The 23,985-nt window shown below is 75.7% G+C and carries 18 protein-coding genes; 9 read left to right on the forward strand and 9 right to left on the reverse strand.

From position 1 onward, the window contains the following. Positions 1-154 precede the first annotated feature (154 nt). The 3 genes from ACF1ED_RS13675 (at position 155) to ACF1ED_RS13685 (ending at position 4,153) form a co-directional block, all read left to right on the forward strand. Positions 155-3,193: an ATP-binding protein gene (locus tag ACF1ED_RS13675; RefSeq protein ID WP_391759856.1), complete on the forward strand. Its 3,039-nt coding sequence runs from the start codon at positions 155-157 to the stop codon at positions 3,191-3,193. A 79-nt stretch (positions 3,194-3,272) separates the two neighbouring features. Further along, entirely contained in the window at positions 3,273-3,770 is a 498-nt protein-coding gene (locus ACF1ED_RS13680) for a hypothetical protein (protein WP_391759858.1), read from the forward strand. Between the two features lie 17 nt (positions 3,771-3,787). Continuing rightward, positions 3,788-4,153, forward strand: a complete 366-nt coding sequence (locus ACF1ED_RS13685) for an RNA-binding S4 domain-containing protein (RefSeq protein ID WP_391759860.1) — start codon at positions 3,788-3,790, stop codon at positions 4,151-4,153. 147 nt (positions 4,154-4,300) lie between these two features. Here ACF1ED_RS13685 and ACF1ED_RS13690 read toward each other — a convergent pair whose 3' ends face one another. The 3 genes from ACF1ED_RS13690 to ACF1ED_RS13700 form a co-directional block, all read right to left on the reverse strand. Continuing rightward, a complete protein-coding gene (locus ACF1ED_RS13690; RefSeq protein ID WP_391759862.1) occupies positions 4,301-6,535 on the reverse strand; it encodes a germacradienol/geosmin synthase in 2,235 nt (744 codons plus the stop codon). A 159-nt stretch (positions 6,536-6,694) separates the two neighbouring features. Beyond that, positions 6,695-8,644 (reverse strand): N-acetylmuramoyl-L-alanine amidase, encoded by a 1,950-nt coding sequence (locus ACF1ED_RS13695; protein ID WP_391759864.1) that lies wholly within the window; start codon positions 8,642-8,644, stop codon positions 6,695-6,697. Positions 8,645-8,951: 307 nt separating this feature from the next. Further along, a complete protein-coding gene (locus ACF1ED_RS13700; protein ID WP_391759866.1) occupies positions 8,952-10,085 on the reverse strand; it encodes an aminoglycoside phosphotransferase family protein in 1,134 nt (377 codons plus the stop codon). Between the two features lie 235 nt (positions 10,086-10,320). On the opposite strand from ACF1ED_RS13700, the gene ACF1ED_RS13705 reads away from it, so the two are divergent. Continuing rightward, positions 10,321-11,811 carry a hypothetical protein gene (locus tag ACF1ED_RS13705; protein ID WP_391759868.1) on the forward strand — a complete coding sequence of 497 codons (1,491 nt, stop codon included), beginning with the start codon at positions 10,321-10,323 and terminating at the stop codon, positions 11,809-11,811. A 103-nt stretch (positions 11,812-11,914) separates the two neighbouring features. On the opposite strand, the gene ACF1ED_RS13710 is transcribed toward ACF1ED_RS13705, so the two are convergent. Further along, on the reverse strand, positions 11,915-13,432 hold the full coding sequence (locus ACF1ED_RS13710) for a PP2C family protein-serine/threonine phosphatase (RefSeq protein ID WP_391759870.1): 1,518 nt from the start codon (positions 13,430-13,432) through the stop codon (positions 11,915-11,917). 179 nt (positions 13,433-13,611) lie between these two features. Here ACF1ED_RS13710 and ACF1ED_RS13715 point away from each other — a divergent pair, with 179 nt between their 5' ends. Both ACF1ED_RS13715 and ACF1ED_RS13720 read left to right on the forward strand, forming a co-directional pair. Next, entirely contained in the window at positions 13,612-15,381 is a 1,770-nt protein-coding gene (locus ACF1ED_RS13715) for a hypothetical protein (RefSeq protein WP_391759872.1), read from the forward strand. A gap of 39 nt (positions 15,382-15,420) precedes the next feature. Beyond that, a complete protein-coding gene (locus tag ACF1ED_RS13720; RefSeq protein ID WP_391759874.1) occupies positions 15,421-16,632 on the forward strand; it encodes a pyridoxal-phosphate dependent enzyme in 1,212 nt (403 codons plus the stop codon). A 16-nt stretch (positions 16,633-16,648) separates the two neighbouring features. On the opposite strand, the gene ACF1ED_RS13725 is transcribed toward ACF1ED_RS13720, so the two are convergent. Continuing rightward, on the reverse strand, positions 16,649-16,930 hold the full coding sequence (locus ACF1ED_RS13725; RefSeq protein ID WP_391760750.1) for a hypothetical protein: 282 nt from the start codon (positions 16,928-16,930) through the stop codon (positions 16,649-16,651). 132 nt (positions 16,931-17,062) lie between these two features. Between ACF1ED_RS13725 and ACF1ED_RS13730 the strand changes: the two genes are divergently transcribed. Further along, entirely contained in the window at positions 17,063-17,563 is a 501-nt protein-coding gene (locus ACF1ED_RS13730; RefSeq protein WP_391759876.1) for a GNAT family N-acetyltransferase, read from the forward strand. Between the two features lie 7 nt (positions 17,564-17,570). On the opposite strand, the gene ACF1ED_RS13735 is transcribed toward ACF1ED_RS13730, so the two are convergent. Then, positions 17,571-18,152, reverse strand: coding sequence for a YdeI family protein (locus ACF1ED_RS13735; RefSeq protein ID WP_391759878.1), 582 nt, complete (start codon positions 18,150-18,152; stop codon positions 17,571-17,573). 221 nt (positions 18,153-18,373) lie between these two features. Between ACF1ED_RS13735 and ACF1ED_RS13740 the strand changes: the two genes are divergently transcribed. After that, positions 18,374-19,291 carry a carbohydrate kinase gene (locus tag ACF1ED_RS13740; protein WP_391759880.1) on the forward strand — a complete coding sequence of 306 codons (918 nt, stop codon included), beginning with the start codon at positions 18,374-18,376 and terminating at the stop codon, positions 19,289-19,291. 4 nt (positions 19,292-19,295) lie between these two features. Here ACF1ED_RS13740 and ACF1ED_RS13745 read toward each other — a convergent pair whose 3' ends face one another. Then, positions 19,296-20,585 (reverse strand): ATP-binding protein, encoded by a 1,290-nt coding sequence (locus ACF1ED_RS13745; protein ID WP_391759882.1) that lies wholly within the window; start codon positions 20,583-20,585, stop codon positions 19,296-19,298. Positions 20,586-20,769: 184 nt separating this feature from the next. Further along, positions 20,770-21,207, reverse strand: a complete 438-nt coding sequence (locus tag ACF1ED_RS13750) for an SPW repeat protein (RefSeq protein ID WP_391759884.1) — start codon at positions 21,205-21,207, stop codon at positions 20,770-20,772. A 177-nt stretch (positions 21,208-21,384) separates the two neighbouring features. Between ACF1ED_RS13750 and ACF1ED_RS13755 the strand changes: the two genes are divergently transcribed. After that, entirely contained in the window at positions 21,385-21,753 is a 369-nt protein-coding gene (locus ACF1ED_RS13755; RefSeq protein ID WP_391759886.1) for a cupin domain-containing protein, read from the forward strand. A 116-nt stretch (positions 21,754-21,869) separates the two neighbouring features. Here ACF1ED_RS13755 and ACF1ED_RS13760 read toward each other — a convergent pair whose 3' ends face one another. Further along, positions 21,870-23,705, reverse strand: a complete 1,836-nt coding sequence (locus ACF1ED_RS13760) for a glycoside hydrolase family 15 protein (RefSeq protein WP_391759888.1) — start codon at positions 23,703-23,705, stop codon at positions 21,870-21,872. Positions 23,706-23,985 lie beyond the last annotated feature (280 nt).

The following is a 23,985-nucleotide window of genomic DNA, read 5'->3' on the forward strand; positions in this document are numbered from 1 at the left end:
CCGAGGGCGCCCACCACGCCGAAGACCACCCGAACTGCTTGGAAGAATGCCGTTACACAAGGCTCGTTCCGGCGTACGCTGGACCTTTCGCGGGGTGATCGCCCCGGCGCCCCGACCGTGCGCCGGGCGCGCGCCCCCTGTGTGGGGGTGGAACGTGGCACGACAGGACGGCAGGCCGGCCCGCCTGGGCTTCGGCCTCTTCGAACGCGAGGCCGCGCTCGACGCCGCCGAGGAGGCGCTCGACCTGCTCACCGGCCTCGCACCCGAGCCCCCGTCCCCGCCCGAGCGCGCCGAGCGCGTGCCCGCCCCGCGCGACGCCCGCGTCGTCCCCCTGCGCGCCGCCCGCTCGGCCTCCGAGGCCCCGCGCGCCGCCGAACCGCCCGCCGCGCGCGGCGGAGTCCTCGTCTACGCCGCACCCGCGGGACTCGGCAAGACCACCCTCCTCGCCGAGATCCGCCGCCGGGCCGGCGCCCGCGGCTGCACCGTCCTCTCGGCCCGCGGCGGCGACCAGGAACAGCGCGTCGCCTTCCACGTCGCCCGCCAGCTCCTCCAGCCCCAGCTCGCCCACTCCTCCGACGCCGAACTCCGCGAACGGCTCGGCTCCTGGTACGACATCGTCGGCCCCGCCCTCGGCCTGCGCGCCGCCACCGCCGGCTCCTCGCCCGACCCCCAGGGCCTGCGGGACGGCCTCGACTGGATCCTCACCCACCTCGCCGTCCGGCGCGCCCCGCTCGTCGTGGTCCTCGACGACGCCCACTGGGCCGACCCCGAGTCCCTCGGCTGGCTCGCCTCCTTCGCCCCGCGCGCCGAGGACCTGCCGATGCTCCTCGTCGTCGCCTACCGGCCCGACGAACTCCCGGACGAAGGAGCCGAGTTCACCGGCCACCGCTCCGGGCAGCGCCCGCACGGCCTCGCCCCGCTCACCGCCGACGCGGTCGCCCAGCTGGTCCGGGACCGGATCGGCGCCCACGCCGACGACACCTTCTGCCGCGACTTCTGGACCGTCACCTCCGGCAACCCCTTCGAGACCGTCGAACTCGCCGCCAAGGTCCGCGACCGCGGCCTCGACCCCACCGCCGACGGCGCCCACGAACTGCGCGACCTCGCCGCCGCCCTCAAGGGCAGCGGCCTCATCAGCCGCCTCGAACGGCTCGGCTCCACCACCGTCCGGCTCGCCTGGGCCTGCGCCGTCCTCGGCACCGAGATCTCGCCCGCGCTCGCCGGAGCCCTCGCCGGCCTGGGCGACGAGGCCGTGGCCGACTGCGCCGAACGCCTCCGCGAGGCCCGGGTCCTCGCCGACACCGGCGACCCCGCCGGCCCGCTCGAATTCGTCCACCCGCTCATCGCCAGCGCCGTCTACCGCGCCATCCCCGACGGCATCCGCGTCGCCTTCCACGGCCAGGCCGCCGCCTGCGTCATCGACGCCGGACTCGGCCCGGCCGCCGCGGCCCGCCACCTCCTGGAGACCCACCCGGACGGCGACCCCGCGGTCGTCGCCCAGCTGCGCGCCGCCGCCCGCGAGAACCTCCGCGCGGGCGCCCCCGACGCCGCCCGCCGCCACCTGGCCCGCGCCCTGCGCGAACCTCCCACCGCCGACGAGCGCGCCGCCGTCCTCTTCGAGCTCAGCTCCGCGTCGCTGCTCACCGAGCCCGCCACCACGGTCAACCACCTGCGCGCCGCCCTGGAGGAGCCGATCTCCGACCAGGCCCTGCGCCACGGCATCGTGTACCGCCTCTCCCAGGTCCTCGCCCACAGCGACCGCCTGGTCGAGGCCTCCGAGCTCCTGGAGCACGAGAGCCGGCTGACCACCGACTCCCGCAGCCGCCTGCGCATGCAGGCCGAGCGGTTCATGTGGGACGCGCTCCGCTCCGACGAGCCGGAGTCGCCCGCCCGCTCCCGCCGCCTCTCGACCCTCGCCGACCGGCTCACCGGCCGCGACCTCACCGAGCGCTACATCATCGGGCTGCGCGCCTGGGACGCCACCCTGCGCGCCGAACCCGCCCCCGTCGCCCTCCGCCACGCCGAGCGGGCCCTCGAAGGCGGCCTCAGCTGGGCCGACGAGAGCCGCGGCTTCGAGGTCCCCGTCCTCGTCGCCCTCATCCACCTCTACGCCGACCGGCCCGGCCGCGCCGAGGAACTCTTCGCCGCGGGCACCGCCGAGTTCGAGAAGCAGGGCTGGCGCGGGGCCCACCTCTCCTTCGCGTACACCCTCCTGGGGTACATCCGCTTCCGGCGCGGCCGGCTCATGGAGGCCGAGGACTTCGCCCGCGCGGGCCTGCGCCTCGCCGAGCGCGTCGGCCCCCGCACCCCCGCCCTCTGGTACGCCACCGGCGTCATGATCGAGGTCCTCCTGGCCCGCGGCCGCACGGAGGAGGCCGAGCGGGTCGCCCGCGACCACGACTTCGGCGAGCCCTTCCCGGCCGCCGTCACCATCCCCGACTGCGAGACCGTCCACGCCGAGCTGCTCCTCGCCACCGGCCGCACCGAGGAGGCCGCCGCCGCGCTGGCCGACATCGGCCGCCGTCTGGAGCCGCGCGGCAAGCGCAACCCGTCGTGCAGCCCCTGGCAGCTCCACCTGGCCCTCGCCGAGGCCGCCACCGCCTCCCCGGCCAGGGCGCTCGCGACCGCCCAGGCTGCCGTCGCCCGCGCCCGCCAGTACGGCGCGCCCTCCGCGATCGGCCAGGCGCTCCGGGTGACCGCCGAGGTCTCCGAGGGCGCCGACCGGATCAAGCTCCTGGAGGAGTCCGTCGACTGGCTGGACCAGTCCCCGGCCGCGTACGAGCTGGCCCGCTCGCTGGTCGCCCTCGGCGCGGCGCTCCGCCGGACCGAGCGCCACGCGGAAGCCGCCGAGCACCTGTACCGGGGCCTGGAGACCGCCCAGGACTGCGGGGCCGACGGCCTCGTCGAGGAGGCCCGGGCCGAGCTGGCAGCCGCGGGCCTGCGCCCGCGCGCCCTGCACACCGCCGACGGCAACTCCCTCACCGCGCGTGAGCGGGCCGCCGCCGGGGCCACCGTCCGCGGTCTGGACCCGGCCGCCGTCCTCGGCGTCGACCCCACGGCCGCCGCCCGGCTGCTCTCCGCCGTCTACCGCAAGCTGGGCACCGACCGCTCCGGTCTCGCCCACGCGCTCGGCGATCCCGGTGCGCCGGACGGACCGGAGGAGACGCCCGGGGCGGCCGACCCGGTCGACTGAGGCCCCGGGAGGGCCGGAACGGCGCCGGAACGGCGGAGCCCGGCGCCGCGCCGCGCGCCCGGGCACGTACCATGGCCGTATGTCCTTCCTCCGCCGCCGCAGCGCCACTCCCGCTGGCCCGGACTTCGACGTCCTCGCCATGGACCCGGGCGACTGGCCCGGCAATCTCGGCGCCGGTCTGCTGCCCGCCCCCGACGGTTCCTGCCAGGGCGTCTTCCTGCGCTACGACCTCTTCGGCGGCCGCGGCCCCGCGATGATCATCGGCAACCTCCCGGAGGGCTCCCCGGCCCGGGAGCTCGCCGAGGGCCAGGTCCCCTTCGAGGTCGCCCAGCTCCTCGCCGCCCTCGAGAACGACGAGCCCGTCGAGGTCCTCGACACCGAGGACGTCCCCGTCATGCAGGGCGACAACCTCCTCATCGTGCGCCGCCTCAAGCTCTCCGAGAGCCGCATCTCCTGCGTCCAGTTCGACCGCAGCGACAACGTCCTGGTGACGATCGCCAGTTGGGACCGGCCGATCACCGACGACCTGTACGCGCTGCTCAAGCCGCTGCCCGCCGAGCTGTTCCAGCAGGGCTGAACGGGAGGCGGGGGCCGATGAGCGCACGCGTCGACGCCTGGATCTGGGCGGTCCGGCTGACCAAGACCCGCTCGCAGGCCGCCGCGGCCTGCCGGGCGGGACACGTCAAGGTCAACGGCGAGCGGGCCAAGCCCGCCCAGTCCGTGAAGCCGGGCGACGAGGTCCGCGTCTACGTGGCGGGCCGGGAGCGGATCGTCGAGGTCAAGGAACCGCTGACCAAGCGGGTCGGCCCGCCGGCCGCCGCCGAGGCGTACGTGGACAACAGCCCGCCCCCGCCGCCGCGCGAGCACGTCGCCCTCGCCGCCGTCCGCGACCGCGGCGCCGGCCGCCCCACGAAACGCGAACGCCGCGAACTCGACGACCTGCGCGGCCGCCGCCCCTAGGGCCCGTCCGACCGTTCCCGCCGGGTCCGGGCCGCACGCCGCTCGCACGCGCCGAACGACCCGGCCCGATCCGACGCCCATGGGCAGACAGGCCCTGGACCACGACCGGAAGGGCCGCCCCGGACTCCGGGGCGGCCCTTCCGCGCGTCAGGACGGGACGCCGGCGAAGGCGGTCGCGACGCGTGCCGCCGTGGTGCCGAGCCCGCGCGGCGCGGTCCAGTCCGGCACCGGAGCCGCGCCGTCGGAGCGGTCGCGCAGCAGCGGGCTCCCGGCGCCCGCGCGCACGTCGCCGGCGCCGTACCGCCGCACGCTCCGGTGCCAGTGCAGGACGCCCGCGAGCCAGTCCTCCAGCTCCCGCAGCCATGCCCCGAAGGCCGCCCGCCCGGCCTCGTCCAGCCCGAAGTGGGCGTACATCAGCGGCACCTCACGCTGCTTCAGGTGCTCGTACTGGCGCAGCCGTCCGCGCATCAGCTCGTGCACCATGCCGGCGGCCGTGTCCCGGTCGACGTCGAAGAACTTCTCCAGGACGAGCACGCCGTTGTGCAGCTCGCCCTCCACCTCGACCTCCTTCTGGTACGAGAAGAGGTCGTTGACGAGCGCGCCGTAGTCCGCCACCGCGTTCTCCAGCGCGCGGGCGGTGCCCGAGCGGAACACCTCCGGCGGCAGGGCGCCGCCCTTGCGCAGCCGGCCCATCAGCATGGTGAGTTCGGACCCGAAGGTGCTGCGGCGCATCTCGACGTAGTCGACCGGGTCGGGCACCCGGTGCTGCGCCTGGTTGTGCAGCTCCCACATCCAGCTCTCCAGCATCGCGTCGAGCGCGGTCCACAGCTCCGTACGGGCCTCCGGGCCCATCGGTCCCGCCGTGCGCGCCCACACGTCGGCGAGCGCCCGCTCCAGCGCGTTCCCGGCGAACCCCGGGGCGGAGGCGGGGTCGTCCACCGGCAGGCACGCCTTCAGCCGGGCGGTCTGCGCCCGGGCCCCCGCCAGGTCGCGGGGACGGCCGAAGACCATCGGGTAGTAGTCGTCGGCGTAGGTGCCCCAGGTCAGCCAGAGGGCGCTGAGCTCCAGCTCCTCCAGCGTGGCGTCGGGGTCGATGCCGGCCGAGCAGAGGGCTAGGTCGAAGCCCTCCATCAGCGGCCGGTCCCAGATGTCGCCGAGCAGGCCCATCGCGTCGGCCCAGTCCTCGGAGCGCCGCTTGGCCTCCTGGTGGTGGGGGCTGAGGGAGAGCGCGTAGGGGAGGTCGAAGCCGGGCAGCGGCAGGGGGCCGACGGGCCGGTGGGGCGTGTGGGTGAGGCTGCGCAGCCGCGCCTCGCCGGCCCGGCCGCCGAGCAGGTTCCGGACGTCGAGCACCGACATGCCGAGGGCGGGTGTTCCGGCGGACGCCTCGGCCATGCCCTCGTTCATGTACCGGCTGGAGCGCATGTGCCACTCGTGGCCGCCGGACTGCCAGTCCTGGAGTCCCTTGGTGTACGCGCCGATCGCCGCGATCTCCAGGGGGGTGAGGCCCTCCCGCACGGCCAGCGCGGGCACTTCGGTGAGCGCGGTGTTCTCGAACTGCTGGACCCGTGAGGTCAGCAGGTCGTTGACGGCGTCGGCGGCCTCCTGGGTGGAGCAGCCGAGGAAGTGCTCCAGGACGAGCACGCCGTTGCTGTTCTCGCCCTCGTCCTCGACCTCGCGCTGGTACGAGAAGAGGTCGTTGCGCAGGTGGACGGCGTCCGAGAAGGCGTCGCGCAGCACCCGGAGCGGCCGCGAGCGGGCCACCCGGTCGGGGACCTCGGCCCCGGCGGCGTACTCCACGAGCCCGGCGGACCAGGGGGCGCCGCCGACCTTGCGGCGCATCTCGACGTATTCGAGCGGGTTGGCGATCCGGCCGTCGTTGATGTTGTCGAGCTCCCACAGGGACTCGTAGAGGAGGGCCTCGGTGGCCTCGGCGAAGCGCAGCCGCCAGCCGTCGGACATCGCGGGGACGGTGCGCCGCCACAGGTCGGCGAGGCCGGCCTCCACCGGGTTGGCCGGCTCGGGCATGCCGGTGGCGGGGTCGGCCGGCATGAAGCGGGGCAGCCGGTCCAGGTACTCCTTGCCGCCCGCCCGGTCCTGGGTGCGCTTGAAGACCTCCAGGAAGTGGTCGTCGAAGAAGAAGACCCACGTGTACCAGTCGGTGACCAGGTTCAGCGCGTCCTCGTCGCAGTCGGGGTGGGTGTAGGCGCAGAGCAGCGCGTAGTCGTGCGCGTCGAGGTCGGCCGTCTCCCAGACCCCGGAGCCCTCCAGCATCCCCATCGCGCGGGCCCAGTCCCGGGTGTGCGTCCGGGCCGCCTCCACATGGGGGTTGAGGCGCGCCGGATACGGGACATAGAAATCCGGCATGACGAAGGGCTGAGGCATGTGCGGACAGGCCTTTCCGGTGGAGGGGTGACGTTCCGGCCCAGCCTTACCCCTGTCCCGGGCCCCGGACCCGCGCTCAGGAATAGTCGTACGAACACGGGAAGGGGTGGCGCCGGAGAGGGACTCCGGCGCCACCCCGCACCTTTCGGCCAAGCCCGCTCAGCCCTGTGAAACCCGCACGTCAGCGGCCTTCACGAAGGCGATCCGGTGGCCGAACTGGATCTGGTAGTACTCCTCCTGTCCGCGCACGACCCGATGGTTCGTGCTGTCGAACACTGGTGCGTAGTAGTACTCCCCGGGCGTCTTGTGCCCCACCACGTACCGCTGCCCCGCGAGCAGCCGGTACGGCAGCGGGGACACCGCCTGCACCGGCACCCCGGCCGGGTACGCCGCCGCCTCCGGATAGGCCCGCCCGTACACCGGCACCTCCGACAGGCCCTCCCGCGGCGTGAGCAGCTGCCCGCGCGCGCCCACCGCCGTCGGCCGCGCCTCCGGGTTGTGGAACCACGCCTTCTGCCCGAGGTACCAGATCGCCGTCCAGTCGCCCCGGCGCTCCGCCACCGCGTAGCTCTGCCCCGTCGTCGCCCGCGCGCCCGTGTCGTTGACCCCGGTCGTCGAGTCCTGCCCGCCGGGCCGCAGTCCGATGTCCCGCACCAGCGGCGCGTCGGCGCTCGGCGCGGTGTGCAGGCGCACGGCGCCGCTGCCGTGCGGCGCGCACGCCTCCCCGGCCGTCGCGCACCCCGTGTACACCGGCCGGTTCTCGCCGTACTCCGGACGGATCGTCACCACGGCCGCCCCCGGACCCGCGCTCGGCGTCAGCGGCCGGCCGAGCAGCCGGAAGTAGTGCGCCCAGTCCCAGTACGGACCCGGGTCGGTGTGCATGCCGCGGATCGTCGACGTCACCGTCCCCGGCACGTTGTCGTGCCCGATGACGTGCTGCCGGTCGAGCGGGATGTCGTACCGCTTCGCCAGGTACCGCACGAGCCGCGCCGAGCTGCGGTACATCGCCTCCGTGTACCAGGAGTCCGGGGCCGTCAGGAAGCCCTCGTGCTCCAGGCCCACCGACTTGGCGTTCACGTACCAGTTCCCCGCGTGCCAGCCGACGTCCTTCAGCGGCAGGTGCTGGGCGACGTGCCCGTCCGAGGAGCGCAGCGAGTACTGCCAGGAGACGTACGTCGGGTCCCGCACCAGCTTCAGGGTGACGTCCCAGGTCGCCTCGGTGTCGTGCACCACGATGTAGTCGATCTTCTGCGAGGCCGGCCGGTCCGCCTTGTCGTGGTTGCCGTAGTCCCCGTCGCCGAACTCCTCGTACGGCGCCGGGACCCACTCGCACGCCACCGTCGTCGGGCACTCCACCGGGCCGCGCTCCGGCGCGCGCAGCCCCAGCCCCGCCACCTGCCCGGTGTCCGGAGCCACTCCCGGAGCGGCCGGCAGCACGACCCGCTGCCCGCTGTCCGTGACCCGTGCCCCGCCGGTCCGGATCACGTCGAAGACGTCGTTCGCGTACGCCGCCGCCGTGGCCGTGTCGTCGGCGCCCGAGTACCGCGCCACCGCCCCGTACCAGTCGGCCGGGTCCGCGCTCGGTGCCCGCCCGGCCTCCCGCTGGGCCGCCGCGAGCAGCGCCGCGCCGCCCTCGATGTTCGCCGCCGCCGAGCTCCGCAGCTCCTCCGCCGGGATCCCGGAGAGCGCCGACGCCCGCTCCAGGGTCCGCAGCCGGGCCGGCAGCTCCCCGGGCTCCGGCAGGTCGGTGCCGGCCCCGGTCCGGGCGGGCCGGGAGTCGTCGCCGCGCGCGTCCTCGCCGTCCTCCGAGTGGTGCGGCGCGGAACGGGCCAGCGCCGTCGCCGCGTCGGTGAGGTGCATCGGCCCGTAGCCGCCGGTCACGCTGGGCGCGCCGGCGTGGTCGTCCCAGCGCGACTGGAGGTACGAGACGGCGAGCAGCACGCTCTCGGGCACGCCGTGGCGCTCGGCCGCCGCCGCGAACCGGCGCTGCAGCGAGTCCGCCACCGGCGCGTCGGCACCGGCCGGCGGCGCGCCCGACAGCAGCGGGAGGAGCAGGGCGGCGGACGCGGCGACGGAGAGCACACGGCCTCGGGACGCGGTACGGAGCAAGGCGGCCTCCAGGGACGGGGGGTGACACGGGGGCGTGCGGTACCGAACCCGTACAGGGGTAGCCGCTCCCCGACCATCCGTCAATGACCCCGCCTCGAAGGCGAGTTCCCATGTCAGCGCGGTCGTGCGGGCCGAACGGGGCGACTTTCGCGGTGACGGTCCGCCCACCGGCGGCGCGTCGGTGGTCTCGACCAATGGGGCCGCCCGAAGCCGCCGGGCGGCACGCGCCGGAAACGGCGAAGCGCCGCACTCCCGGTGTGTCGGCACCGGGTGTGCGGCGCACACCCCCGTCTCGCGGTGGGAACGCTCAGCGCGTCCCCACCGCCGCGCGCACGGCCCGCCGTGCCATGGCGCAGTCGTCGTGCAGCCGCCTCAGCAGCAGCCGCTGTTCCTCCCCGGGAGCCAGCGCCCCCGAGACCACCGGCACCGAACCCGCTGGCGGGGCCTCCTTGATGGTCCGCTGCACGGCCGTCTCGTACGTGCGGATCTCCCGCGTCAGCACGATCATCAGGTTCACCAGGAAGGCGTCCCGGGCCGCCGGGCCCTGCTGCTGCGCCATCTGGCTGATCTGGCGCCGGGCCAGCGGCGCGTCACCGAGTACCGCCCACAGCGTCGCCAGGTCGTAGCCGGGCAGGTACCAGCCGGCGTGCTCCCAGTCGACCAGGACGGGCCCGGCGGGGGAGAGGAGGATGTTGGAGAGCAGGGCGTCACCGTGGCAGAACTGCCCCATGCCCTGCCGCCCGCCCGCGTGGGCCAGGCCGTGCAGCAGCTTCTGCAGGTCGTCGCGGTCCCGGTCGGTGAAGAGTCCCAGCTCGTGGTAGCGGGCGATCCGCGCGCCGTAGTCCAGCGGCGCGTCGAAGGTCCCGGCCGGCGGCCGCCAGGCGTTGAGCCGGGCGATCGCCCCGAGCGCCGCCCGCACGTCGGCCCGCGGCGGGGCCTCCACGGGGTGGCGCGAGAGGGCCGCGGCCCGTCCGGGCATCCGCTCGATCACCAGCACGCAGTTCTCCGGGTCCGCGGCGATCAGCCGCGGCGCGCGCACCGGCGGACGGTGGCGTACGAAGGAGCGGTAGGAAGCTATCTCGTGCCGGAACCGCTCGGCCCACGCGGGGGAGTGGTCCAGTAAACACTTCGCCACCGCCGTCGTGCGTCCGGTCGTCCCGACGATCAGGACGGAGCGGCCGCTGCGCCGCAGCACCTGCACCGGGTTGAACTCCGGGCAGATGCGCTGCACCGAGGCGATGGCGACCTTCAGCTGCGCCCCCTGCGGGCCCGACAGGTCGATCCTGCCGCTGACCCGGGTGCCGGGTCCGGTGCCGGTCCCGGCCGCCCAGGACCGCGGACGCGCGGCCCGCGGCGCGGGGGCGAGGTACGGTCCGCCGGCCGGCACCAGGCGGGTCTGCGGCCGGGGCGGGGCGGACACGGAGGACGATGCTGTGTACATGGAGGTGACAGATCCCTTCGTGGTCCGACGTATAGCGTGCGTCGCCCCGCCCGCCCCCGGTCCGCACCCTGGGGAAAATGAGGGCCGGTCGACGGGGCGGGGTGGCGCATACCTACCTGACACCCGCGCGCGGGTGGCGGAACATCGAGCGCACCCTGGCGAACCCTGGCGAATAGTCGCCAGCCCTATGACAGCGGGCTACTGTCAACTCAGCCGAGAACCTGGGGGCTTAGACGTGACAGGACAGACCAACACCCGCCTGGCGGACCTCTTCGGCCTCGCCGGCTGGTCCAAGGGCGAACTCGCGAGACTGGTCAACCGGCAGGCGGCGGCCATGGGCCACCCCCAGTTGTCGACCGACACCTCGCGGGTGCGGCGCTGGATCGACAGGGGAGAGACCCCGCGCGATCCCGTTCCCCGGGTGCTGGCAGCCCTGTTCACCGAGCGACTCGGTCGTGTCGTGACCATCGAGGACCTCGGGTTCGTGCGACGCGGGCGTGCCGGAACGCGGCAGGCCGTCAGGAACAAGGACGAGAACCCTGACGGAATGCCCTGGGCTCCCGACCGTACGGCTGCGGTCCTCACCGAATTCACGGGAATGGACCTCATGCTCAACCGACGCGGCCTGATGGGCGCGGGCATCGCGCTCACCGCCGGCTCCGCACTCAACAGCTCCCTGAACGACTGGCTCAGGACCGAGCCCTCCCGCCCCGCCGCGGCGCCCCGCGCCACCGATCCGTACCACGCCGATCCCGCCGGCTTCGACCGCTACGAGGCCGCCCCCATCGGCTCGGAGGAGATCGAGGCGCTGGAGCAGTCGGTCAAGATCTTCCGTGCCTGGGACGCCTCCCGGGGCGGCGGCCTCCAGCGCAAGGCGGTGGTGGGCCAGCTCAACGAGGTCGGCGGCATGCTCGCCTACCGCCACGCCGACCACCTCCAGCGCCGGCTGTGGGACGTCGCCGCCAACCTCGCCGTCCTGGCCGGCTGGATGTCCCACGACGTGGGCCTCGAACCCACCGCGCAGCGCTACTTCCTCATCGCCGCCCACGCGGCCCGCGAGAGCGGCGACCGGCCGCGCGCCGGCGAGGCGCTCTCCCGCGCCGCCCGCCAGATGGTTCACCTGGGCCGTCCCGACGACGCCCTCGACCTGATGGAGCTCGCCAAGTCCGGTGCGGGAGAACGGCTGCTGCCGCGCACCCAGGCGATGTTCCACACCATCGAGGCGTGGGCGCAGGCGTCGATGGGCCGGGGGCAGGCGATGCGCCGCACCCTGGGCGAGGCCGAGGACCTCTTCGTCTCCGACCGGAACGAGGAGACGCCGAACTGGATGCAGAGCTTCGACGAGGCCGACATGCACGGCATGCAGGCCCTCGCCTACCGCACCCTCGCCGACCACGACCCGGCGGCGGCGGTCACGGCCCAGCACCACGCGAAGCTCGCCCTGGACCTGCGGCGCGACGGGCACGACCGCTCGAAGCTCTTCGACCGCATCTCGATGGCCTCGGCCTGCTTCATCGCCGACGACCCCGAACAGGCCGACCGCTACGCCCGGCTCGCCCTCATCTCCATGGGCGAGACCTCCTCGCACCGCACCTGGCACCGGCTGCGCGAGATGTACCGGCTCACCGGCCAGTACGCGGGCTACTCGAAGATCGAGGACCTGCGCGCCGAGCTGGAGGTCGAGCTGCCCCGGTCCCCGGAGGCCCCGAGGACGGGGCAGGCCTGAGCGCGGGGCGCGAGGTCCCGCGCCGTGGGAACGGAGCCGCCGGGCGGCCCGGGGAACCGGCACGGCCCCAGGGGCGTACCCCACCCCGGGAGGGTGCGCCGGTTCAGGAGCCGACGCGGACGACCATCAGGCAGGCGTCGTCCTCGCGCGCTTCCTCGCCGAACTCCTCCAGGACGGAGCGCAGGCACTCCTGCGCGTCCCGGGCCTCCGCCAGACGGGGCGCGAGGGCGAGCAGCCGGGCGAGTCCGGTCTCGTCGTCGAGGGCGCCCGCCGGCCGGGTCAGCCCGTCGGTGTGCAGCACCAGGACGTCGCCCGGGAGGAGCCGGGTCTCGGTCTCCTCGTACGCGATCCTCGGCGTCGCCCCGAGGAGCACGCCCTCCGGACGGCGCAGCGGGCGGCCCGTCCCGCCGCGGAAGAGCAGCGGGGCGGGGTGGCCGGCCTGCGCCCAGGTGAGCGTCTGCGCCACCGGGTCGTAGCGGCAGCACATCGCGCTGCCGAGCGCGGGCTGGCCGGAGCTCTCCAGGAGCTGGTTGAGGTGGCCCATGAGGGCGCCGGGCCGGATGCCGGCCACGGCCATGCCGCGCAGCGCGCCGAGCAGCATCGCCATCGACGACGTCGCCGCCACGCCGTGGCCGGTGAGGTCGCCGACGGTGAGCAGGGCGTCGCCGGCGGGCAGCGCGAGCGCGTCGTACCAGTCGCCGCCGATCAGGCCGGTGGAGGCGGCCGGGAAGTAGTGTCCGGCGACGTCGAGCGGGGCGGGACCGCCGTGGGCGAAGCGGAGCGAGCCGCGCCAGGGGGGCAGGACCGCCTCCTGGAGCTCGACGGCGACCCGGCGCTCGGTGCGCTCGACCTGGCGGCTGTGCTCCAGGCGGTCCCGGCTCTCGCGGACGGCCCGCTCGCTGCGGCGCAGTTCGCTGACGTCCCTCAGGACGGCCCACATGGAGGCCGTGCAGCCGTCGGCGTCGAGCACCGGCTCGCCGGTCATGTGCACGGTGCGGACCTTGGCGTCCGTGCGGACGATCCGGAACTCGCCGTCGATCGGCTTCCCGTCGATCAGGCAGTCCGTCACCATCGCCTGGAGCCGGGGCTGGTCCTCGGAGTGGACCACGGTCGGCATCTCGTCGAGCGACATGGGCCCCCGCTCGCGCGAGCGGCCGAAGATCTGGAACAGCTCCTCGGACCAGCTCACCTCGTCGGTGAGCAGGTTCCACTCGGCGCTGCCGACGCGGGTGAGGAGCGAACCGGTGCGGACCGGGGCCTCGCCGTAGGCGGCGCCGGCATCACTGGTGAACGACCCGTCGAAGACGGTCCCGTCCTCCTCGGGCGCGGCGTCCTCGCGCGCGATGTCCTGGCCCGCGGGATCCCGCCGGGCGGGCAGCGTCACCGCCGGGGCTCCGTCGCGGAGCTGCCCGAACTGTGCTCGCAGCTCGTCGATCTGATGTACCGCCAGGTCGCAGAGCGCGCGCTGCCAGCGCCGCCGCGGATCGTCGTCATGGGCAGCGGCGTCCCGGCGGACGGCGTCGACCTCACCGCGCAGGCGGCTCGCCTGCGAGATCAGCGCGTCCACCGCACCAGCCTCGGGGGGCTGGGCGGGACGGTCCGCGAACAGAGGGGACGGCATGTCGTACTCCGATACAGGCGCGGCGCGGCCCGTGTCGGAACGGGGCCTGGAGACGACTGTGGCACAGGGTCCGAGCGGCCGTAAGGGATTTGGCAACACTCGATCCGGTGGTGCTTCTGGCATATGCCTGAGGCCCGGCCGTCATCGGCCGCGACACAACGGGTTACGGTGCACGTGTGGTGAGCGACGAGCTGAACGGTACGGCCGGCACGGTGGGCACGGACACGGGGGCGGCGGCGGTGACTTCGGGCCCGGCGGCGGGCACGGCCGTGCTGCTCGCGGCGGCGCCCGCGGGGCGCGGCCGCGCGATGGACGCGGCCTCCGTGCTGCCCTCGCTCGCGGCGGTCCCGCCCGGCGTCCTCACCGGCACGGCGACCGCGACGCTCGTCGAACTCGCCGACCCCGTCGACCCGCAGACCGTCCTCACCCGGCTGCGCGCCGCCGCGCAGGGCCCCGGCCCGCTGGTCCTCTACCTCGCGGGCCAGCTCCACCTGGACCGCCGCCAGCAGCTGCCGCACCTCGCCCTCGCCCGCAGCACCTCGGCGGCCCTCCGCTACACGGCCCTGCCCTGGCACTGGCTCGCGGAGGCGGCGGCGTCCCGGCCGCCCGGCACGACGACGGTGGTCGCGGACCTGGTCGCCGACCCGGAGGCGTGGGCCCGCCTGGCCGCCGCCCCCGACCTCCTCCGCCTCGCCCCCGCCCCCGCCCTCTACGCCCGGATCACCGCGCCCCCGCGCCGCGGCGACCTGGTGGCCCCCGACTACCTCCGGGCGTGGGCCGACCAGTGGCGCACCGGCGCCCGCCCCTCCTTCGCCGCGCTCCACGCGGAAGCGGCCGCCCGCACCCAGTCCCCGCCCCAGACCCGGTCCCGGCCCCTGTTCCTGGTGGTGGGCGACCAGGAGCCCGCGAGGCCGGTGCAGGCCCCCGCGCCGACGCCTTCCGCTCCCGCGCCGGAGGCCCCGGCCCCCGCCCCCGTCCCGGCGCCGGCCCAGGTCCCCGCCCCCGGACCCGTCCCCGCTCCGGCTCCGCCCCAGGCGCCGGTACCCGTCCCGGCTCCGGTACCCGTCCCGGCCTCGGCTCAGGTCCCGGCTCCGGTCTCGTTCTCCAAGCCTGCCCGGGTCCCGGCTCCGGCGTCGGCCCCGGTTTCCGCCGCTGTTCCGGCCCTGCCGGCCGGCTTCGCGCCCGCCGGGGGCGAAGAGGGCCCCGGAACGATGAAGCCGGTCCCGTCGAAGGCCACGGCGGAGGCGAAAGAGACGGAGGCGAAAGAGACGAAGGTGAAGGAGGCGGAGGCGGAGGTGCGGGCGGGGCGCGTGGCGGCCCCGCCCGTACCGCCGCTGCCGCCCGGTCCGCCCGGTCCGCCCGCCGCGCCCCCCGTGCCCGCGCCGCTCGCGGAGCCCGGGGCCCGGCCTCGTACCGCCGGGGGGAGCGGGGCGAACGGCTCGGCCGGTCGGGCGCCGGCGGCCGTCGACCCGCGCCGGGCGGCGGGTTACGGCGCGGTGGCGCCGGCGGCGCCCGTGGCGCCCGCCGAGCCGCCCGCGCACGATCCGCATCCGGCGATCCTGTCGGCCGCGATGGCGGGGCGGCACGCCGAGGCGGCGGAGATGGCGGCCGCGTGGGAGCGGGACGCGCTGCGGCGGTTCGGGCCGCGGTCGGGGGAGGCGGTGCACTGGATGGAGGTGCGGGCGGACCTCGCGCGGCTGGCGGGGGAGCCGGCCCGCAGTTGCGAGCTGTGGCTCGCGGTCGCCGAGGCGCGCCTCGGACTGCGCCAGCAGCCGGACGACCGGGATGTCGAGGGCGCGGTGGACCGGGCGCACCACCAGTGGGAGCAGATCGCCGATCCGGCCCGCGCCCGCGCCCTCGGCCCCACCCTCGTGGCGCTGCGCCGCCGGGTCCCGGGCCGCCGCCCCGGCGCCCTGGAGGCCCTGCGCCGCCGGATGCACTCCCGCTGATCCGGCAGGCCCGGGGCCGTACCAGCAGAAGGGTTCCTCGTGACGTCCCTCGCCCGCGCGCAGCGGTCGCTCGCCGATCCGTCCGTCCGGCATCCGCTCTGGCCTCCGCTGACCGCCGGGTGCCCGGTGACGTCCACGGAGGAGGTCGCGTATCCGCTGGAGGTCGACTACGACTACGACGCGGTGCCGGCGGACCTCTTCGGCCGGCCCGCCGCGCACGGCCTGGAGCGGTGGGCGCCGTTGCTGCCGCCGCTGGCCGCGCCGGGGCTGGGGGAGGGGAACACGCCGCTGGTGGAACTGGGCGGCGGGGTGTGGGTGAAGGACGAGTCGCGCAATCCGACGTGGAGCCACAAGGACCGGCTGAACCGGGTGGCGGTGAGCGCGGCCGTCGCCTCGGGGGCGCGCGGCGTCGTCGTGTCCTCGTCCGGCAACCACGGCGCGGCCGCCGCCGCGTACGCGGCCCGGGCGGGACTGCCGTGCGCCGTGTTCACCTCCCCGCACGCGCCGCCCGCCGTCGCCTCCCACCTGCGGGCCTACGGCGCGACGGTGCTGACCGTCCCCCTCGCCTCGGTACGGCCCCTGATGCGGCGGATCGTCGAAGAGCTGGGCTTCCAGTCGGTCAGCAGCGTCACGGACTCCGCGCACACGGGGCACCCGTTCGGCCCGGAGGGCTACAAGACGATCGCCTACGAGATCGCCCTCGCGCTCGGGCGGGCCCCGGCCGCCGTCCACGTTCCCACCGGCTACGGCGAGTTGCTGTTCGGGGTCGCCAAGGGTTTCGCGGAGCTGGCCCGGCTGGGGGTGACCGGCGGACTGCCCCGGATGTACGGCGCCGAGCCGGCCGCCGCCGGTGCCCTCACCGAGGCGCTGCGGACCGGCCGTCCGGCCGTCCGCGTGCCCGTCGGCCCGACCGCCGCGTACGCCATCGACTGCGAGGTGAACGGCTACCGGGGAGTGCTGGCCGTCCGCCGCACCGGCGGTGCCGCCCGTACGGTGACGGAGGATCAGCTTCGGTCGGCCCGGGAGGAGTTGGCGGCGCAGGGCGTCTGGTGCGAGACGTCCGCCGCCGCGGGGCTCGCCGGACTGCGGGCCCACGGGCCGGATCCGGCGGCCGAGGAGGGCCCCGTCGTCTGCGTGGTCACCTCCAGCGGCTACAAGGACGTGGCGACGGCGCGGGAGGCCGTCGCCCCGATGGACGCCGGCTGGGACGCCGTCCGCGGACTGCTGGAGGGCGGACCGCTGGAGGGGTGACGGGGCCGCCGGGCGTTCAGCGCGCCCGGTGGTACTCCGCGACCGCGTCGAAGGCTGCCTTCGGCTCCCACGGCAGCCCCGGATAGCGGGTGCCCCCGCGGTCCTCGTAGACCTTCACGACTCCGTGGCTCGCGAGGTCGAGGTCCGCCGAGTTCCTCGCCCCGCTCCAGGAGCAGTCCGGCGACGACGCCGCCGCGCCCTGGCTCACCGGCCCCGGCCGGGCGGTCGCCCGCGGCGAGGCCGCCCCGGAGGCGCCGCACCCCCGGGCGGCGACCGTCGCCGTCGTCCCGCTGCGCAACGAGTTCGTCGTACGGGGCGTGCCCAGCGCGCCCGACGAGGTCCGCCTCCCGCTCGTCCGCAGCCGTGCCGCCGGACCGCCGGCCGGGCCCTCCGGCGGCTGACCCGCCCCCGTCCTGCGATGATCCGACCCATGACCGTCTCACCGCCCCGGCACCCCGGGGCCGCGCTGCGCACCGAGCGGCTGGAGCTGCGGCCCGTGCGGAGCGCGGACCTGCCCGCCGTGACCCGGCTCTGGACCGACCCCGAGGTGCGGCGCCACCTCGGCGGGCCGGTCATCGCCTCCGTCGTCCGGATCCGGCAGCGGCGGATCGTCGGCGCGCCCGGCTTCCACGCCGTGGTCCGCGCCGAGGACGGCGTGGTGCTCGGCCTCGTCACCGTCGAGCCGGCCGGGCGCGGGGGCGAGACGGAGGTGTCGTACCAGTTCCTGCCCGAGCACTGGGGGAGCGGATACGCCCGCGAGGCCGTGGCCGCCGCCGTGGCCCGGGCCCTGGAGGCGGCCCCGAGCGTCGTCGCCGTCACCCAGGAGGCCAACGCGCGCTCCCGCCGCCTCCTGGAGGCCGTCGGCCTGGAGCACGCCGGCTCCTTCGAGGAGTGGGACGCCCGCCAGGTGCTCTACCGCCGCCGCGCCTGACCCCTCCCTACGCGCCGCCCCCGGCCAGCCGGGCCACCGCCCGCTCGACGCGGGCCGCGCGGGTCTTCGCCGTCCGGGCCTGCCACAGGGAGAGGATCACCAGGTAGCGGTCCGTCTTCCCCAGCGCCTCGAAGGCGCGGGCCGCCTCCGGCCGGGCGGCGAGGGCGGCCGCCAGGTCGTCCGGGACCGTGGCGTCCTTCTGGGAGGGGTACGCGGCCTCCCACCGCCCGTCGGCCCGCGCCGCCCGCACCTCCGCGAGCCCCGGCTCGCGCATCCGGCCGTCCGCGAGCAGCCGCTCGACCTGCCGCACGTTGACCTGCGACCACAGGCTGCGCGGCCGGCGCGGGGTGATCTTCTGGAGGTAGGAGCGCTCGTCGCGGGCCTTGCGCTTGCCGGTGATCCAGCCGTAGGCCAGCGTCAGGTCGAGGATGTCCTCGGCCGTCGGCGAGGGCAGGCCGCCGCCCTTGCGGCCGAGCAGCAGCCAGATGCCCGGGGTGTCGCCGTGGTGCTCCGCGAGCCACGACTCCAGCTCGCCGCCGCCGTCGAAGCCGAGGACGTCGAGCCCCTCGTCCGTACCGACCCTCTCCACCCCGTCCGCCTTCCCCGCACCCGCGAGCAGTCGACGCGCGCCCCCTCGGGGCCGTCGCGCACACGATAGCGACACCCTCGGTCGGGTCCTCCCCGACGGCAGGGGGGATCATCGACCGGACGGACCGGGACGGCGCGTACGACCCCGGTCACGTCGGCCCGGACGTCCTCGGCGGCCGGGCAGGCTTCCCGGACACCCCTGCCAAGGAGCTGTGAGACCCGATGTCCTTCCTGGTGATCGGCGAGTGCGTCGCCGACATCGTCCGCGGCCCGGGCGCCGCCGACGTCGTCCACCCCGGGGGCAGCCCCGCCAACGTCGCCTGCGGCCTCGCCCGCCTCGGCCGCCCCGTCACCCTGCTCACCCAGCTCGCCGACGACCCCGCCGGCCGGCTCATCGCCGCCCACCTCACCGGCGCCGGCGTGCGGCTCGCGACCGGCGGCGCCCCCGCGCGCACGCCGTCCGCCGTCGTCACCCTCGACGGGCGGGGGCGGGCGGCGTACGCCTTCGACATCGCCTGGACCCTCACCGCCGAGGAGCCGCCGGCGACCCCGGAGCCGGTCCGGCACGTCCACCTCGGCTCGATCGCGGCCGTCACCGAGCCGGGCGCCGCCGCCGTGCTCGCGCTGACCGGACGGCTCCGGCCCGCCGCCACCGTCAGCTACGACCCGAACGTGCGGCCCGCGCTGATGGGGGAGCACGGGCCGGCCGTGGCCCGGGTCGAGCGGTGCGTCGCCCTCGCCGACGTCGTGAAGGCCAGCGACGAGGACCTGGCCTGGCTGTACCCGGGAGAGCCGCCGGAGGCGGTGGCCGCCCGCTGGCTGGCCCTCGGCCCGGCCGTCGTCCTGGTCACCCGGGGCGGCGACGGGGCGCTTGCGGTGACCCGGGAGCATACGGTGGCCGCCGGGGCGCCGGCCGTCGCCGTCGTCGACACGGTCGGCGCGGGCGACTCCTTCATGTCGGCCGTCCTCGACGCCCTGGCCGGACGCGACCGGGCCGCCCTGGCCGCGCTCGGCGCCGACGACCTCACCGGGCTGCTGGCCCGCGCCGGGGCCGCGGCGGCCGTCACCGTCTCCCGGGCCGGCGCCCGGCCCCCGGACCGGGCGGAGCTGGACGCGGCCCTCGGCGCCGCCACGGGGTGACGGGTCACGTGCGGGCGTGGCTCGTGATGTCCGCCGCGAACCGCTCGACCAGCTCCGGCGTCACCGTCGGGCGGGCGGCGGCGATCGCCGTCAGGTAGTCCGCGGTGCGCGCGCCCGGCGCCGGGGCGTCCGCGCCCCGGCCGCCGGTGCCGACGAGGTCGCGCTCGAAGGACGCCTGGGCCGCCACCCGGGCCGCGTGCTCGATGTCCGCCGGGGTGAACAGGTCGCTGGCGAGGACCAGTTCGTCGACGTCCACCTCGGGCCGGCCGTCGGTGTAGCGGGACCAGATCGCGGCCCGGGCGGCCTTGTCGGGGGTGCCGATCGGGATCAGGTAGTCGAAGCGGCCGGGCCGCAGGAAGGCCGGGTCGAGCGAGCGGACCGAGTTGGTCGCGCACACCAGCAGCCGCTCGTCGCCCTCCCGGAAGCCCGGGATCAGCTTGAGGAGTTCGTTGGTGACCCCGTGCAGCCCGCCGGGCTGCGCGGGCTCGGAGCGGACCGGGGCGATCTCCTCCACCTCGTCGATGAAGACGAGGACCCGCTCCAGCTCGGCGATCCGCGCGAAGGCGGTGCGCAGCGCCGCCGCGAGGTTGCCGCCGTCGGCCAGCCGCGAGGGCAGGATCTCCACGAACGGCCAGCCCAGCCGGGAGGCCACCGCCCGGGCGAAGGTCGTCTTGCCGGTGCCGGGCGGGCCGAAGAGGCAGATCGCCCGGGGCGGCCGGACCCCGTGCCGGGTGGCCCGCTCGGGCTCGGCGAGCGGCAGCACCACCCGCCGCTCGATCAGGTCCTTCTCCCGCTCCATGCCGGCGACCTTCGCCCACAGGTCGCCCGGGAGCAGCCGGCCGCCGAGGTCGTCGAGGAGCCCGGCGGCGGGCCCGTGCAGCGGCTCGGTCTTCTCGAAGTACGCGACCGCCGGCTGCCGGGTGTAGCCGGCGTTCAGCAGCCCCTCGCCGAGCAGCTCCTCCTCCGGCAGGACGTACGCGATCCGCCCGACCCGGGCGGCGACGAGCTTGCGCTCCAGCTCCACCAGGAGGGCGCTGGCCAGGCCCCGGCCGCGCCAGCCGGAGGCGATCGCGACCCGCATCACCCAGGCGCGCTCCCCGGAGACGCAGGCGAGCGCCGCGCCGATGGGGACGCCCTGGTGGACGGCGACGACGGCCGGCTGCCGGGAGGTGAGGGCGCCGATGCACTCGGCGAGCGAGAAGACGGACTCCTGTCCCAGCTCGGCCGTGGTGTCGATCAGGTGGACGACGGCGGCGAGATCGTTCTCGCGGTAGTCGTGGATGTGCCAGTTCACCGGTGGTACCGCCCCTCGTGTGGCTCGATGCGGCGAGGCTAGGCGGCGGCAGGGCGGTGCGGCCCGCTCCATCCTGCACAAGCCGGGGCGGTGGAACGCGCCGCTTCGTCACTGGGCGCGGCGGCGCGTACGCGTACGGCGGCGCACTCCGGGGTGCGCCGCCGTACCGATGGGGGCGGTTGCCTCACGTGCTGCGCTTGCTCATCAGCAGTCCGCCCGCGGTGAGGGCGAACAGGCAGACGCAGGCGCCCGCGATGACGTTGCTGAGGATCATGCCGGTGTCGGGGTTCCGGGTGACGATCCACGGGGCGAGGATCGTCCAGGCGCCGAGCAGCAGGACCACGAAGTTCAGGTCCTGGGAGCGCTCGGGGGCCATCGACGCGCACAGGCCGAGGACCGCGAGGGCGATGCCGACGATCAGGTTGGTGAGGGCCAGCTCCGGCCTGGCGGCCGCGAAGTGGACCGTGTGGGCGGAGATCGCGATCCAGACGCCGGCGAGGATGACGAGTTCCTCGACGGCCGCCACTCCTCTGGTCTGCATGATCTGCGCGTAGCGCTGGCGCATCTCCGTCGCGTCGGGGTGTCCCGAGATGTCACCGGGACGGTGAGAGACATCGGCCATGTGACTCGCCTCCTTGCTGGCGTGCTGCGTGTCGGACCGCGCTCGCGACCCGAGGGCCGCAGTCCCATTGTGCGCTTATATGTTCCTTATGTGAAGCGGGAACGAGAGCCGTCGCCCGGTGCGGCGTACGCTGGGAGAGGACTCGGGGCACCCGCGCACCGCCGGGAGGCGGAGACGATGACCGGCATCGTGAGAAGAAGCTTCGACTCAGCGGACGAGACCCGTCCCTTCGAGGGCGGCAAGGGCAGGCTGGACCTGCTCGGCACCGAGCGCGGCGCCGTCGGGCGCGCCGTGTTCGAACCCGGATGGCGGTGGTCCGAGCACGTCAAGCCGCTCGCGGGAACGGACAGTTGCCAGGCGTCGCACGTGGGGTACGTGGTCAGCGGCCGCCTCCACGTCGTCATGGACGAGGGCGGGCAGGAGGACGAATTCGGCCCCGGCGACTTCATGGAGGTCACCCCCGGGCACGACGCCTGGGTCGTCGGCGACGAACCCTGCGTGGCCCTGGACTGGGTCGGCTTCGGCGACTACGCCAAGTCGTCCTGACGGGGCCGCCGACGGGTGCCCGCCCCGCCGCGAGGGGCGGGCGGCCCGGCCGGGGATCGTGACGGCCCGCCTCCGGACCCGGGGGCCGTCGTGCCCGCGGCCGGCCCGGCCGCGACCTACCCCGGCCGGGCCGCGAGGGCGTCCAGGGTCTCGTCCAGCTGGGTCGCCGCCATGATCAGGGACAGGTGGGTGAACGCCTGCGGGAAGTTGCCCAGTTGTTCGCCGGTCGGGCCGATCTCCTCGGCGAACAGGCCGACGTGGTTGGCGTACGTCAGCATCTTCTCGAAGGCGAACCGGGCCTGACGGACCCGGCCGGCGCGCGCCAGCGCGTCCACGTACAGGAAGGTGCAGAGGCTGAACGTGCCCTCGGCGCCGCGCAGTCCGTCGGGCGCGGCCCCGGGGTCGTAGCGGTGCACCAGGTTGTCCCGGACCAGGTTCCGCTCGATCGCGTCGAGGGTGCTCAGCCAGATCGGGTCCGTCGGGTTGAGCAGGCCGGTCCGGGGGATCAGCAGGAGCGAGGCGTCGAGCACGTCGCCGCCGAAGTACTGTGTCAGGGCCCCGCGCCGGTCGCTCCAGCCGCGCCGCATCACCTGCGTGAAGATCTCGTCCCGCGCCGCCCGCCAGGTGTCCAGGGCGGCGGGCCGGCCGAACTCCTCCGCCAGTCGCAGCCCCCGGTCGAAGGCCACCCAGGACATGACCCGGCTGAAGGTGAAGTCCTTGCGGCCGCCCCGGGTCTCCCAGATCCCCTCGTCGGGGGAGTCCCACGACGCGGCGAGCCAGTCCAGCATCCCGGACACCGCCCGCCACCCCCCGTACGTCGGCTGGATGTCCTGCCCGCCGCCCTGCGCCAGCGCGTACAGCGCCTCGCCGAAGATGTCGAGCTGGAGCTGGTCCGCCGCGGCGTTGCCGACGCGCACCGGCGCCGAACCCCGGTACCCCTCGAACTCCGACAGCACCTCCTCCGGGAGCGACGGGTCGCCGTCGACCCGGTACATGATCTGCAGGGGCCGCCCGCCCGACGGACCCGCCGCCCGCTCGGTCACCCGCGCCGTCAGCCAGTCCGTGAACGCCGCCGCCTCCTCGGCGAAGCCCAGGTCGAGCAGCGCCCGTACGGCCAGCGACCCGTCCCGCACCCAGGTGTAGCGGTAGTCCCAGTTCCGCTCCCCGCCCACCTGCTCCGGCAGCCCCAGCGTCGGCGCCGCGATCGGCGCGCCCGACGGCAGGTACGTGAGCAGCTTCAGCGTGATCGCCGACCGGTGCACCATGTCGGGCCAGCGCCCCCGGTACCGCGCGGTGCGCACCCATCGCTGCCAGAAGTCCACCGCGTCCCACAGTGCCGCCTCCACCTCCGCCACGTCCGGCAGCGGCGGCGGCGCGGCCTCGGGACCGTCCACGGTGAACGAGGCCCCGGCGATCCGCCCCTCGGACAGCTCCAGCCGGCCCCGCACGTCGTGCGGCCCGTCCCGCTCCAGCGGCACGTTCGACTGGAGGAAGCCCGCCATCGCCGCCGAGCGGAAGGACGCCGTGCGGCCGTCCAGCCGGAGGTCGTGCGGGGTCCGCCCGAAACCGAACCGGGGCCGGCACTCCAGCGTGAAGGTGACGGTGCCCCGCGTGCACCGCATCACCCGCATCAGCGCGTGCCGGTCGGTCGGCCGCCCGGTGCGGTCCGGCGGCATCCAGTCCATCAGCTCGCCCACCCCGTCCGGCGACATGAACCGGGTGACCAGCATCGCCGTGTCCGGATAGTAGAGCTGTTTGACCGTCACGTCCGGGCCGTCGACCGAGAGCCGGAAGTAGCCGCCCCGGTCGTGGTCGAGCAGCGCGGAGAACACGCCCGGCGAGTCGAAGCGGGGCGCCGCGAACCAGTCCACGACGCCCTCGTCCGAGATGAGCGCGGCGGTCTGCAGATCCCCCACCAGACCGTGTTCGGCGATGAGCGGATAGCGCTTCATCCCCCCACTATCCGCGATCGTGCCCCGGCGCGCCCTGCCGGACGGCACCCCGCGCCCGCGCGCCCGGCCGACGTGGCTCCGCCCCGCCCGGTGCGCCCGGCCGGAGTGACCCCCGCCCCCGCCCCGCGCGCCCGGCCGGCGGGATGCCGTCGCCGCCCGGTGGGAGCACCATGGACGGAGAACGGCGGACCCGCAGGAAGACGGCGGCCCGGCCGGCTCGGGGACCTGCCCGTCCGGACGCGGCCGGCCGTGAACGCGACGCCCCCGGCACGGCGGGGCC

Origin of the sequence: Streptomyces sp. NPDC014656 (genome assembly GCF_043084305.1) — a bacterium.
Classification (GTDB): domain Bacteria; phylum Actinomycetota; class Actinomycetes; order Streptomycetales; family Streptomycetaceae; genus Streptomyces.

Coding starts and splice junctions, on each gene's coding strand:
- ACF1ED_RS13680 (WP_391759858.1), top strand. CDS start 3,273: ATGTCCTTCCTCCGCCGCCGCAGCGCCACTCCCGCTGGCCCGGACTTC.
- ACF1ED_RS13685 (WP_391759860.1), top strand. CDS start 3,788: ATGAGCGCACGCGTCGACGCCTGGATCTGGGCGGTCCGGCTGACCAAG.
- ACF1ED_RS13690 (WP_391759862.1), bottom strand. CDS start 6,535: ATGCCTCAGCCCTTCGTCATGCCGGATTTCTATGTCCCGTATCCGGCG.
- ACF1ED_RS13700 (WP_391759866.1), bottom strand. CDS start 10,085: ATGTACACAGCATCGTCCTCCGTGTCCGCCCCGCCCCGGCCGCAGACC.
- ACF1ED_RS13710 (WP_391759870.1), bottom strand. CDS start 13,432: ATGCCGTCCCCTCTGTTCGCGGACCGTCCCGCCCAGCCCCCCGAGGCT.
- ACF1ED_RS13730 (WP_391759876.1), top strand. CDS start 17,063: ATGACCGTCTCACCGCCCCGGCACCCCGGGGCCGCGCTGCGCACCGAG.
- ACF1ED_RS13740 (WP_391759880.1), top strand. CDS start 18,374: ATGTCCTTCCTGGTGATCGGCGAGTGCGTCGCCGACATCGTCCGCGGC.
- ACF1ED_RS13750 (WP_391759884.1), bottom strand. CDS start 21,207: ATGGCCGATGTCTCTCACCGTCCCGGTGACATCTCGGGACACCCCGAC.
- ACF1ED_RS13755 (WP_391759886.1), top strand. CDS start 21,385: ATGACCGGCATCGTGAGAAGAAGCTTCGACTCAGCGGACGAGACCCGT.
- ACF1ED_RS13760 (WP_391759888.1), bottom strand. CDS start 23,705: ATGAAGCGCTATCCGCTCATCGCCGAACACGGTCTGGTGGGGGATCTG.